The organism is Brevundimonas mediterranea, assembly GCF_011064825.1.
In the GTDB taxonomy this organism is placed as follows: Bacteria; Pseudomonadota; Alphaproteobacteria; order Caulobacterales; family Caulobacteraceae; genus Brevundimonas; species Brevundimonas mediterranea_A.
Genome location: NZ_CP048751.1, coordinates 2305047 through 2317538, shown reverse-complemented (window position 1 = coordinate 2317538; position 12492 = coordinate 2305047). Strand labels below are relative to the sequence as shown.

Below are 12492 nucleotides of genomic sequence, written 5' to 3'. Positions count from 1 at the left end.
CGACAAGAATACGGCATGGGCCCAGAGGTTCAACCGAAACCGTCACCATAGGCGACTTGCGAAACAGATGCGGCGGTCGCACCTAGCCCCCATGCCCCCCTCCCCCGCCTATCGCCCCGAAGCGCGCGTCTTCGATCTGGGCCCCGATTTCGCCGACGCCGTCCAGGCGGCCGATTTTCCCCAGGCCGTGCTGCGGTTCCGCAACGACCGCGCCGCCGCGGATGTGGGGCTGGAGGGGCTGGACGACGCCGAATGGATCGCCGCCTTCGGCCGGTTCGCGCCCCTGCCCGGTCAGCCCGGCCCTCTCGCCATGCGCTATCACGGGCACCAGTTCCGCCAATACAATCCGGACCTGGGCGACGGGCGGGGTTTTCTGGCCGCGCAGATGCGCGACGCCTCCGGCCGGTTGCTTGATTTAGGCACCAAGGGTTCGGGCACGACGCCCTGGTCGCGCGGCGGCGACGGGCGGCTGACGCTGAAGGGCGGGGTGCGCGAGGTGCTGGCCGCGTCGATGCTGGAGGCCCAGGGCGTCCCCACCAGCCGGGCCTTCTCCCTGATCGAGACCGGCGAGGCGCTGGAGCGGGGGGACGAGCCGTCGCCGACTCGTTCGGCTGTCCTGGTGCGCCTGTCACACTCCCATATCCGCTTCGGAACCTTCCAGCGCGCCGCCTATCTGGGTCGCGCCGATCAGATCGAGACCCTGATCGAACACGTCCGCACTCTTTATCACCCGACGGTCGCCGCCGGGGACGCGCCCGGCCTGCTGCGCGCCGTCGTCGAGGCCTCGGCCCGACTGACCGCCCGCTGGATCGCGGCCGGCTTCGTCCATGGCGTGCTGAACACCGACAATCTGAACGTCACGGGCGAGAGTTTCGACTATGGCCCCTGGCGCTTCCTGCCCGAATACGACCCGGCCTTCACCGCCGCCTATTTCGACCAGACCGGCCTCTACGCCTTCGCGCGCCAGCCCGAGGCGGTGTTCTGGAACCTGACGCAACTGGCCGGCTGTCTGAAACTGGTCGCCGGGGCCGAGCCCCTGACCGACGCCCTGAACAGCTTCGGCCCGGCCTATATCCGCGAACTGCGCGCCGCCTTCCTGATGCGGCTGGGCGTGCTCAGCCTGGGCGAGGCGGCTGACCAGCGGCTGGTCGATGCGACCCTGGCCCTGTTGCGCGAAGGCGGCGAGGCCCTGCGGTGGGAGCCTCTGTTCTTCGACTGGTTCGGCGGCTTCGCCTCCTCGGCCCGCGCCCTGTCGGGGCCGCGCGCCAGACTGTACCAGGGCGAGGCCTTCGACGTTTTCCGCTTCGCCCTGATGGAACATGAGCCCGACCGGATCGAACGGCTGGAGCATCCCATGTTCGCCGCCCGCGAGCCGGAGGAGATGCTGATCGACGAGGTCGAGGCGATCTGGGCCGCCATCGACGCCGCCGACGACTGGGCGCCCTTCTACGCCAAGCTGGCCCGGCTGGAGGCCGCCCGCACGGCCTGGGGGTTCACCGCCTGAGCCGAACCTTACGAAAGCTTCATCTCGTTTATCGATAATGCTCTTGCCCGTTTATCGATAAATCCATATCGATAGTCACGAAGGCGTCGCGGAGGGCGACCCCAATGGAGGGCTATCGGATGAAACTCGTGGGCAAATATTCGGCCGCCAGCGCACTGCGTTGGCTGTTGGGCTTCTTCAACGTCTTCGTCACGATCGGAGCCGTCGCCGTGGGCGTCCTCCTAGTCGCCAGCATGATCATCGGCGTCGACTGGATGGAGCCGCTGCGCGACGGGGCGGCGGATCCTGACGGAAACTACGAGCTGACCGGTCGCCTGACCCTGCTGGGGGGCTTCCTGGCCTGCGGCCTGACTTGGTGGGTCATCAATCGGCTGCGCCGCATCCTGCTTTCGGTGAACCAGGGCGACGCCTTCGAGTTCGCCAATGTCAAACGGCTCCAGGCCGTCGGGTTTGGCCTGCTGGGTATTCAGCTGACCTCCCTGATGCTGTCCATCGTCGCACCCCAGGCCATCGGCCAGTCGGCCTCGGACTATGACTTCGACCTCGGATCCTGGCTGGGCATCCTGGTGGTCTTCATCCTGGCCGAGGTGTTCCGCCAGGGCGCGGCCATGCGCGACGAACAACTGACCACGGTCTGAGAGACGCGCCATGATCATGATCCAGCTGGACCGGCTGCTGCTCGAACGCCGCATGTCCCTGACCGAACTGTCCGACCGCGTCGGCGTCACCCTGGCCAATCTGTCGATCCTGAAGACCGGCAAGGCCCGCGCCGTCCGCTTTTCCACCCTGGACGCCCTGTGTCGCGAACTGGACTGCCAGCCCGGCGACCTGATCGTCCAGACGCCGGGGCCCCAATCGGAAGAACCCTGATCGGCTGAAATATCGTCAGAACCCGTTGCAGGGTCGGTGCGAATCGGGCCACTCGCGCCGCCCCTGAAACACAAAGTCATCAACTGATGTCATCAATTGATGTCATCGCGTGATGACAAATGATGAAAGGGCCTCTAGATACCCCCTTGCGAACGGAGCCGCTCAATCCGATATCGCAACTGTTACCAATCAGGCCCCTCCCGATGACCACAACCCATCTGCCCGTCGCCCAGGCCCGCAGCCGCGCCGCCTACAAGAACATCACCCTGTGGACGCTGCAGGGCTGGATCGCGATGTTCTTCATCGCCGCCGGCTACGCCAAGCTGACGGAGCCGATGACCAACCTCATCACCCTGATGGGCTGGCCCGCCGTCGCGCCCGAGAACATGGTGCGCGGCATGGGCGTGGTCGAGCTGGTGCTGGCGCTGGGCGTTCTGGCCCCGCTGATCTCCTGGCGCGTCGGCCGCCCCCTGCTGCTGACCTCGGCCGCCGGCCTGATCGTGCTGGAATCGACCATGCTGATCATCCACGCCCTCAGCCAGGACATCGGCCTGGCCGTGGTCAACCTCATTCTGCTGGGCTTCACCATCCCGGTTCTGCTGGGTCGCCGCACGGCCTGACCCGCCCCTGAAGATCGATCGCCGGGACCCTCTCCCCCTCCTGTCCCGGTGTGTCGCGCCCGGAGCCTTCTCCCCCCTGGCTCCGGGCTTTTCTTTGCCTGCCGTCCATCTCGGCGAAAGCTTACCCTTACGCGCACGTAAAGCCTTTCCTTTACGCGCACGTAAAGTTATGGTGCCCGCATGGCCACCGCCGACGATCACCGCACCTATTCCATTCGCCAGCTGTGCCGCGAGTTCGACGCCACGGCCCGCGCCCTCAGATTCTACGAGGACAAGGGTCTGCTGACGCCGGCCCGCAAGGGGCAGACGCGCGTCTATGATTCCCGCGACCGCGCGCGGCTGAAACTGATCCTGAGAGGCCGCCGCATCGGCTTCACCCTGCAGGAAATCCAGGAGATGCTGGACCTGTATGACCGCAAGGATCACAACGTCCACCAGATGGCGGTGGCCCTGAGACGCCACCGCGCCCAGATCGCCGCCCTGAAGCAGCAGTTGGAAGACATCGAAGGCGCCATCCAGACGGCGGAAGACGCCTGCGCCTGGATGGAGTCCAAGCTGGGCGAACACCGGCCGGACCTGCTGCCCGGTGCCGAAGACTATGAGAAGCTGCTGCGCGCACGCCTCAACCACGACCATCACCCCTTCAAAGCGAGAGCCTGACCCATGGCCTACAAGTCGCCCGTCCGCGATTTCACCTTCATCCTGAATGAAGTGCTGGAGATCGACCGCTACACCAACCAGCCCGGCTTCCAGGACGTGTCTTCGGACCTGGTCGGCCAGATTCTGGAAGAAGGCGGCAAGTTCGCCGACGAGGTCATCGCCCCGATCAACAATCCGGGCGACAAGGAAGGCTGCCACTGGTCCGAGGGCGGCGTCGTCACCGGTCCCAAGGGCTGGAAGGAAGCCTACAAGGCCATGTCTGAAGCCGGCTGGATGGCGCTGGCCGCCGATCCGGCCTACGGCGGCCAGGGCATGCCCAGCATCGTCGCCTCGGCCTTCGGTCAGATGACCGCCGGCGCCTCGGCGGCCTTCTCCATGTATCCGGGCCTGACGTCGTCCGCCTATGCCGGCATCCACGCCAGCGCCTCGGACGAGATCAAGGCCAAATACCTGCCCAAGATGGTCTCGGGCGAATGGTCCGGCACCATGAACCTGACCGAGCCCCAGTGCGGCACGGACCTGGGCATGGTCCGCACCAAGGCCGTGCCGAACGGCGACGGCTCCTATTCGATCACCGGCCAGAAGATCTGGATCTCGGCCGGCGAACACGACTTCTCGGACAATATCATCCACACCGTCCTGGCCCGCATCGAAGGCGCGGTTCCGGGCATCAAGGGCCTGTCCCTGTTCGTCGTGCCCAAATATCTGGTCAACGAGGACGGCTCGCTGGGCGAGCGCAACACCCTCGAATGCGCCGGCCTCGAGCACAAGATGGGCATCCACGGCAACGCCACCTGCGTCATGCAGTATGACGGCGCCAAGGGCTGGCTGCTGGGCGAGGAAGGCCGCGGCATGAACAATATGTTCGTGGTGATGAACGAGGCCCGCCTGGGCACCGGCCTGCAGGGCCTGGCCATCGGCACCGCCGCCTATCAGGCCGCCGCCGAGTTCGCCAAGGACCGCCTGCAGGGCCGCAGCCTGACCGGACCCAAGAACCCCGAAGGCCCGGCCGATCCGATCATCGTCCACCCCGACGTGCGCCGCATGCTGCTGGAGGCCCGCGCCTTCGTCGAAGGCGGCCAGGCCTTCATCCTGTGGACCGCCCTGCACGCCGATCTGGAGAAGTCGGAAGACGAGGCCGTCGCAACCAAGGCCAAGGACTACATGGGCCTGCTGACGCCCGTGCTGAAGGCCTATCTGACCGACAAGGGCTTCCACGTCGCCTCGCTGGCCATGCAGGTTCACGGCGGTTCGGGCTATACCGAACACTTCCCGGCCAGCCAGTATCTGCGTGATGCCCGCATCACCATGATCTACGAGGGCACGAACGGCATCCAGGCGCTGGACCTGGTCGGCCGCAAGCTGCCGGCCCACGGCGGCCGCGCCATCATGACCTGGTTCGGCGAGATCGACGCCTTCGTGGCCGAAAACGGCGCGAACGAGGCGATCAAGCCCTTCGTCGACGGCCTGGCCGACGCCAAGAAGAAGCTGCAGGAAGGCACCATGTGGCTGATGCAGAACGGCATGGCCAACCCGGACAACGCCGGCGCCGCCTCGACCGACTATCTGAACGTCTTCGGCCTGACGGCGCTGGCCTATATGTGGGCCCAGATGGCCAAGGTCGCCCAGGCCCAGGTCGAGGCCGGCTCGACCGACCCCTACTACGCCACCAAGCTCCAGACCGGCCGCTACTTCGTCGAGCGCATCCTGCCCGACGCCGGCGCCCATCTGGCCAAGCTGAAGACCGGCGCGGACGTGCTGATGGCCATGCCGGCCGAAGCGTTCTGAGCCGGCGCTAACCTCTCCCTCCCCCTCGGGGGAGGGCGGTCGACGCGCAGCGACGACCGGGTGGGGAGGGCTCGGCGACACAAAGACCGAGCCCGCTCACCCTGCCGTCCCCACCCGGCCGCTTCGCGGCCCCCCTCCCCGGACGGGGAGGGAGACGTCCAGGAAACGCTCATGAACATCCTCAACAGCCCCGACCCCGATTTCATGCGTGAAGAGGAGATTGTCCTCTTCTCCGACAGCGTCGGCAAATGGATCGACGAGCACGCGCCGCCGGAAAAGGTCCAGTCCTGGATCGCCAACTCGTCCGTGCCGCGCGACCTGTGGAGCCAGGCCGGCGCCGACGGCCTGCTGGGCCTGTCCATGCCGGAAGAAGACGGCGGCATGGGCGGCGACTATCGGCACGAGGTGGTGCTGATGCGCCAGCTGGGCTGGAAGGGCGCGGACCATTTCGGCATCAGCCTGCACAACGCCATCGTCGCCCCCTACATCTGGCACTATGGCACCGAGGAGCAGAAGGCGCGCTGGCTGCCCCGGCTCCAGTCCGGCGAACTGGTCGGCGCCATCGCCATGACCGAACCGGGCGCGGGCTCCGACCTGCAAGGGGTCAAGACCACGGCGGTCAAGTCCGGCAACGGCTATGTCGTCAACGGCTCCAAGACCTTCATCACCAACGGCCAACTGGCCAACTTCATCATCGTGGTCGCCAAGACCGACCCGGCCGAGGGCGCCAAGGGCACCTCCCTGATCGTGGTCGAAACGGACGGCGCCGAAGGCTTCGAACGCGGCCGGAACCTGCACAAGATCGGCATGGAGGGGAACGACACCTCCGAGCTGTTCTTCAACGACGTGAAGGTCCCCGGCGACAACATCATCGGCGGCGCCGAGGGCCAGGGCTTCGTCCAGCTGATGCAGCAACTGCCCCAGGAACGTCTGAACATCGCCGTCCAGGGCGTCGCCGCCGCCGAGCGCGGGCTGGAGGCGACCCTCGCCTACGTCAAGGAACGCAAGGCCTTCGGCAAGCGGGTCATCGACTTCCAGAACACCCAGTTCAAACTGGCCGAGGTGAAGACGAAACTCACGGTCGCCAAGGTCTTCGTCGACCACTGTATCGGCCTGCACCTCAAGGGCCAGCTCGACGCCGCCACGGCCTCCATGGCCAAATACTGGGTCACGGACATCCAGGGCGAGACCATCGACGAGATGCTGCAACTGCACGGCGGCTATGGCTACATGAACGAATACGCCATCGCCCAGCTGTACAAGGACGCGCGGGTGCAACGGATCTACGGCGGCACGAACGAGATCATGAAGCTGCTGATCGCGCGCACCCTCTGATCGCCCCCTCCGTCATCCTCGGTCAAGCCTGAGGATGACGGATGGAAGGGACGGAGATAGGAAGGCGGACATGATCCGTCTTCACGTCCCTTCCCCCCTCGCCGCCGCCGCCGCCGTCGCCCCCACGCTCGACCAGTCGCGCTATCTGACCCAGGTCATGCGGCTGAAGGTCGGGGACGAACTGCTGGTGTTCAACGGCCGCGATGGCGAATGGCGCTGCACCGTCGCCGAAGTCCTGAAGAAAGGCGTCATCCTGCGCGCCGAGGAACAGGCGCGGCCCCAGACCTATGGCCCCGATCTGGAGCTGATCGTCGCCGTGGTGAAGAAGGCCCGGGTCGAGACCATCGTCGAGAAGGCCGCAGAGTTGGGCGCGCGCAGGGTGCGGCTGGTCCTGACCAAACGGACCAACGCCGACCGCATCCGCCTGGACCGGCTGGACGCCATCGCCGAAGAGGCCGCCGAACAGACCGGGCGGCTGGACGTGCCCCCGGTCGATGATCCGGTGAAACTGGACGCCCTGCTGGACGAGTGGGAGGCGGGACGCCGGCTGATGTTCTGCGACGAGACAGGAGGGGCGCCGGCGATGCGGGCGCTCGCACCCTATTCTCCCTCCCCCCTCAGGGGAGGGGCGTTGGCGCGCAGCGACGACGGGGTGGGGCGGGCCGAGCAACCGGACGCCCTGCCTGGCCCTGCCCACCCGGCTTCGGCTGCGCCTTCGCCCCCCTCCCCGGACGGGGAGGGAGAAGGTCAACCAAAATGGTCCATCCTGATCGGCCCCGAGGGCGGTTTCTCGCCCGAAGAAGGCGAACGCCTGCGGTCCCTGCCGTTCACCACCGCCGTTTCTCTGGGTCCGCGCATCCTGCGCGCCGACACCGCCGCCATCGCCGCCATGACCTTGTGGCAGGCGGCCGTGGGCGATTGGGAGCGTTGATTTTCACTCCGCTATTTCCTGCCCCCTTGAGCCGGACCCAAACCTCGCCCATCTAGCCGCGACACACGGTCGCTCACAGATGCGCCGGAGGGGATCTGACGCATGACCGACAACGCGCCGCTGAGCCGGGACGTCCTCATCGAAGCCATGTCCAAGGGCGCCAAGCCCAAGGACCAGTGGCGGATCGGCGCCGAGCACGAGAAGTTCGGCTTCGACAAGACCACCCTGGCCCGCCCCGCCTACGACGGGCCGAGCGGCATCAAGGCCATGCTGGAAGGCCTGCAGCGGTTCGGCTGGTCGCGGGTCGAGGAGAACGGCGTCCTGATCGGGCTGGAGCGCCGCAACGACGAAGGCTTCATCGCCTCTGTCAGCCTGGAGCCCGGCGGCCAGTTCGAACTGTCCGGCGCCCCGCTGAAGACCATCCACGACATCTGCAACGAGACCGGCCAGCACCTGATGGAGGTCAAGCAAGTGGCCGACCAGCTGGGCGTCGGCTTCCTGGGCGCCGGCTTCGACCCGCTGTGGACGCGCGAACAGGTGCCGGTCATGCCCAAGGGCCGCTACGACATCATGCGCGCCTATATGCCCAAGGTCGGCACCCTGGGCCTGGACATGATGCTGCGCACCTGCACCATCCAGGCCAACCTGGACTTCGATTCCGAAGCCGACATGGTGGCCAAGTTCCGCACCTCGCTGGCGCTGCAGCCGATCGCCACCGCCCTGTTCGCCTGTTCGCCCTTCACCGAGGGTCGGCCGAACGGCTTCCTGTCGGCCCGGGCCAATGTCTGGACCGACACCGACGCCGACCGCACCGGAATGCTGGGCTTTGTGTTCGAGGATGGGTTCGGCTTCGAACGCTATGCCGACTATGCGCTGGACACCCCGATGTATTTCGCCAAGCGCGACGGCAAATATGTCGACGCCTCGGGCCAGTCGTTCCGCGATTTCCAGGCCGGCAGACTGCCCGCCCTGCCGGGCGAATATCCGACGATCAAGGACTGGAACGACCATCTGACCACCCTCTTCCCCGAGGTGCGGCTGAAGGCCTATCTGGAGATGCGCGGCGCCGACGGCGGCCCGTGGAGCCGGATCTGCGCCCTGCCCGCCCTGTGGGCCGGGGTCCTGTACGACGCCCCGTCGCTGGCCGCCGCCTGGGATCTGGTCAAGGACTGGGACATCGCCGACCACGAGCGCCTGCGCCGCGACGTGACCCGTCTGGGCCTGAAGGCCGAGGTGGCGGGCCGCAGCGTGCGCGACATCGCCGTCGATCTGGTCAATATCGCCAAACAGGGCCTGAAGAACCGCGCCCGCTTCTCGGGCGGCATGGTGGACGAGCGCGGCTATCTGTCGGAACTGGAAGACATCGCCGACAGCGGGATCACTCCGGCCGAACGCCTGCTGGACCTGTATCACGGCGTCTGGCAGGGCGACGTGAAACGGATCTACGCCGACTTCGCCTACTGAAACCTGCGGCTCGTCGCGCTGGACCGGCCCCATTGTCCCTTCTCAAGCCGATCTTTGAGCGAGGCCGCAGGGACGGTTCGGAGGGCGGCGAAGACAAGCCGTGCGGCGATCATGACCTCACCCAGACCGACGCGACATATGAGCCCAGTGGAAACGACCTCGTGCGCGCAAATGCGGCCTTAACCGATCTGGCGTAGTGGCTGATTCACTTCGCGAGGAATTGCTGCAATGATCCGTTCGCCCGCCGAGGCGCTGCGCCCACCGCCGACCGACGTGGATCTGGACACCTTCTTCGACGTGTCGCTGGATCTTCTGGTCGTGCGTGAACTGGACGGGCCGGTGGTCAAGGCCAGCGCCTCCTGGTTCTCGGTCCTGGGGTATCGGCCCGATGAACTGGTCGGTCAGCTTCTGCCCAGTCTCGTGCATCCCGACGACCAGCCCGCCACACAGACGGCCATCCTGGAGGTCACGAACCGCCGCCCCGGCGACCCGGTTCTGGGTCAGACCAATCGCTATCGGCACAGGGACGGCCACTACGTCACCCTGGAATGGCGCGCCCAGAGGTTCGGCGACCGAATCTATGCGGTCGCGCGCGACGTGACGGCCAAGGTCGCCGCCGAAAAGGCCCTGATCGAGGCCAAGGCCGCCGCCGAGGCCGCCAGCCGCGCCAAGTCCGACTTCCTGGCCAATATGAGCCACGAGGTGCGAACCCCCCTGAACGGGGTGATCGGCATCGTCGATGCGCTGTCCCGCACCGCCCTGGATCCCGCCCAGACCGAGATGGTCAATCTGATCCGGGCGTCCGGCGTCACCCTGGAACGGCTGGTGTCCGACATCCTCGACGTCTCCAAGATCGAGGCGGGCGAGCTGACGCTGGAGACCCGCCCCTTCGACCTCGACGAGGCCCTGGACGCGCCGCTGGACGTCATGCGTGTCCGCGCCGACGAAAAGGGCCTGAGATTCGACGTCATCCGCGACGATGAGGCGCGCGGCGTCTTCGTCGGCGACAGCACCCGCATCCGCCAGGTGATCGGCAACCTCCTGTCCAACGCAGTGAAATTCACCCACCAGGGCGGCGTCTCCGTCCGCATCGCCCTGGACGAAGACCACGACAGCCTGACCCATCTGATCGTGGATATCCAGGACACCGGCGTCGGCTTCAACGCCGAACACGCCCCCCGCCTGTTCGACCGCTTCAGCCAGGCCGACGCCACCATCACCCGGCGCTTCGGCGGCACGGGCCTGGGCCTGTCGATCTGCCGCGCCCTGGTGGAGATGATGGGGGGACGGATCACGGCCGAATCGACGCCCGGACAGGGCAGCCGCTTCAGGATCGAGATTCCCTTGGCCCGCAGCACCTCCCTGTCCGACTATGTCGCCGGCGAACGCGCCCGGGCGGCCGAGGTCCCGGCGCCGATGCACACGATCCGGGTCCTGCTGGCGGAAGATCATCCGACCAACCAGCGCGTGGTTCAGCTGATCCTGGCCGGACACCCCGTCGAACTGATCACGGTCGAGGACGGCGCCCAGGCCGTCGCCGCCTTCCAGGCCGGCAGCTTCGACGTGATCCTGATGGACATGCAGATGCCCGGCATGGACGGGCTGACGGCGACCCGCACGATCCGCGAACTGGAAGCGACGCGCGCCGCCAACATCCACACGCCGATCATCATGCTGAGCGCCAACGCCATGGCCCAGCACCGCGAGCAGGCGATCCAGGCCGGCGCCGACATCCATGTGCCCAAGCCCATCACCGCCGCCAGTCTGCTGGCGGGCATCCAGTCCGTCCTGCCGGCCTGAAGACCGCCTGAAAAACAAGCGCGCCTCGCGGCGCGCCCCCTTCAGGCGACGGCGGCGATCAGCGGCGGCCCGCTTCGGCGCCAGTCGCTGCTGGTCCAGCTCAGGACCATGTGGGTCAGCTCGACGATGTTGATCGGCTTGGCCATGCAATCGTCCATGCCGGCGGCGAAATACTCGGCCTTCTGTTCCGCCAGGGTGTTGGCGGTCAGGGCCACGATGGGGGTGGCGCCGCGATGGCCCGGCAGGGCGCGGATGGCGCGGGTGGCGGCGACCCCGTCCATGACCGGCATCTGGATATCCATCAGGATCAGGTCCCAGTCGCCGGTGCGGGCGGCTTCCAGCCCCTGGGCGCCGTCCTCGGCCGTGGCGCAGGCGATGCCCTGGACCTCCAGCACCGCGACCACCAGGGCCCGGTTGCAGTCGTGATCATCGACATACAGGATCCTGGGCGTCCGCCCCGACCCTTCCGTCTCGATGGCTTCGAAGGCCCCAGAAACCTCGGCCGGAAACTCGGCCGGAGCCTTCGCCCCGACCTCTGACTCGACGACGGTCAGACCGGTCGCTGCGGGCGCGGCGTCGCCTTCCGAGGCGTCCCTGCCCGACTGGTCGATCATCTCGTTGACGACCGACAGCAGGCGCTGACCGGCGTTGTTGATCCGCCCCACATGGTCGGCCTGTTCGACATTCAGACTGGACGTCGCCAACAGGTCCGAGAAGCCGATCACCGTATTCAGCGGCGTGCGCAGCTCGTGCGACATTTCGGTCAGGAAGGCCTGGCGCGCCTCGGCCATGGCGGCCTTCTGCTCGGCCGCCGCGCGGGCGTTCTGGGCCTGGACCCGCGCGGTCACGTCGCGTTCGTCCAGCAGCACGCTCATCTGGCCGGTCGCCGGATCCGTGACCGGCCGCACGTCGAGCTGATGCCAGCGCAGCCCGTCACGCGTGACGACCTGGCAGACGTCGGTGACGGCGTTTCCGGCCAGGGCGGCGGCCAGCAGCGGCGGCGCGCGCTCCGGCTCGGCGAACCGCGCCTCGAACCCGTCGGTCGCCGTGCCGTAGGCGGCGAAGGCCGCCGGATTGGAGAAGATCGGCCGCCCCTCGGGATCGAACAGGCTGATCAGGGTCGAGGTATGGCGCAGGGCCTCGGCCGCGCGGTTCTCGTCGCCGTCCGCCGCGATGGGCGAAGCCTCGACCAGCAGCACCGGCGTCCCGTCTTCCAGAAGATAGGTCGAGATCACCGCCGCCACCGTCACCGGGTGGCCGTTGGGGTAGAAGGTCCACTGGTCGCAGACGACCGACCCGTCGGCGGTCTCGCGCGCCAGCCGTTCGACGCGCGCCACGGCCGCCGGCGACAACTGGCCGAAGCCACGGGCCAGCAGGGCCTCCAGACTGTCCGCCTCCCATAGCTCCAGCGCCGCCGGATTGGCGTAGACGCCGCGCCGGCTGACCGGATCGAACAACCATATCGGGCGACGCAGGGCGTCCCATTCGTGCATAGCTGCGGTGCCCTTTCTGGACGACGG

Annotated in this window: 11 protein-coding genes; 10 read left to right on the top strand and 1 reads right to left on the bottom strand. The window is 67.2% G+C overall.

Features of this window, described 5'->3' with window-relative positions; genetic code table 11:
- The first annotated feature begins 91 nt into the window (after window positions 1–91).
- From GYM46_RS11420 to GYM46_RS11375, 10 genes are all read left to right on the top strand, one after another.
- Window positions 92–1504 carry a protein adenylyltransferase SelO family protein gene (locus GYM46_RS11420; RefSeq protein WP_008263973.1) on the top strand — a complete coding sequence of 471 codons (1413 nt, stop codon included), beginning with the start codon at window positions 92–94 and terminating at the stop codon, window positions 1502–1504.
- A gap of 119 nt (window positions 1505–1623) precedes the next feature.
- Window positions 1624–2142: a DUF2975 domain-containing protein gene (locus GYM46_RS11415; protein WP_156796459.1), complete on the top strand. Its 519-nt coding sequence runs from the start codon at window positions 1624–1626 to the stop codon at window positions 2140–2142.
- Window positions 2143–2152: 10 nt separating this feature from the next.
- Window positions 2153–2374 carry a helix-turn-helix domain-containing protein gene (locus tag GYM46_RS11410; protein WP_008264105.1) on the top strand — a complete coding sequence of 74 codons (222 nt, stop codon included), beginning with the start codon at window positions 2153–2155 and terminating at the stop codon, window positions 2372–2374.
- 203 nt (window positions 2375–2577) lie between these two features.
- Window positions 2578–2994: a DoxX family protein gene (locus GYM46_RS11405; RefSeq protein ID WP_008263834.1), complete on the top strand. Its 417-nt coding sequence runs from the start codon at window positions 2578–2580 to the stop codon at window positions 2992–2994.
- Between the two features lie 180 nt (window positions 2995–3174).
- On the top strand, window positions 3175–3654 hold the full coding sequence (locus GYM46_RS11400) for a MerR family transcriptional regulator (protein ID WP_008261152.1): 480 nt from the start codon (window positions 3175–3177) through the stop codon (window positions 3652–3654).
- 3 nt (window positions 3655–3657) lie between these two features.
- The gene (locus tag GYM46_RS11395; RefSeq protein WP_008264142.1) at window positions 3658–5442 is read left to right on the top strand and encodes an acyl-CoA dehydrogenase C-terminal domain-containing protein; all 1785 of its coding nucleotides are present in this window, start codon (window positions 3658–3660) and stop codon (window positions 5440–5442) included.
- 171 nt (window positions 5443–5613) lie between these two features.
- Window positions 5614–6777, top strand: coding sequence for an acyl-CoA dehydrogenase family protein (locus tag GYM46_RS11390; protein ID WP_008258988.1), 1164 nt, complete (start codon window positions 5614–5616; stop codon window positions 6775–6777).
- Window positions 6778–6847: 70 nt separating this feature from the next.
- A complete protein-coding gene (locus GYM46_RS11385) occupies window positions 6848–7708 on the top strand; it encodes a 16S rRNA (uracil(1498)-N(3))-methyltransferase (RefSeq protein ID WP_040349740.1) in 861 nt (286 codons plus the stop codon).
- A gap of 102 nt (window positions 7709–7810) precedes the next feature.
- A complete protein-coding gene (locus GYM46_RS11380) occupies window positions 7811–9172 on the top strand; it encodes a glutamate--cysteine ligase (protein WP_008263221.1) in 1362 nt (453 codons plus the stop codon).
- Window positions 9173–9400: 228 nt separating this feature from the next.
- Window positions 9401–10972: a PAS domain-containing hybrid sensor histidine kinase/response regulator gene (locus GYM46_RS11375; protein ID WP_008261756.1), complete on the top strand. Its 1572-nt coding sequence runs from the start codon at window positions 9401–9403 to the stop codon at window positions 10970–10972.
- Window positions 10973–11013: 41 nt separating this feature from the next.
- Here GYM46_RS11375 and GYM46_RS11370 read toward each other — a convergent pair whose 3' ends face one another.
- A complete protein-coding gene (locus GYM46_RS11370) occupies window positions 11014–12465 on the bottom strand; it encodes a hybrid sensor histidine kinase/response regulator (protein WP_008260926.1) in 1452 nt (483 codons plus the stop codon).
- Window positions 12466–12492 lie beyond the last annotated feature (27 nt).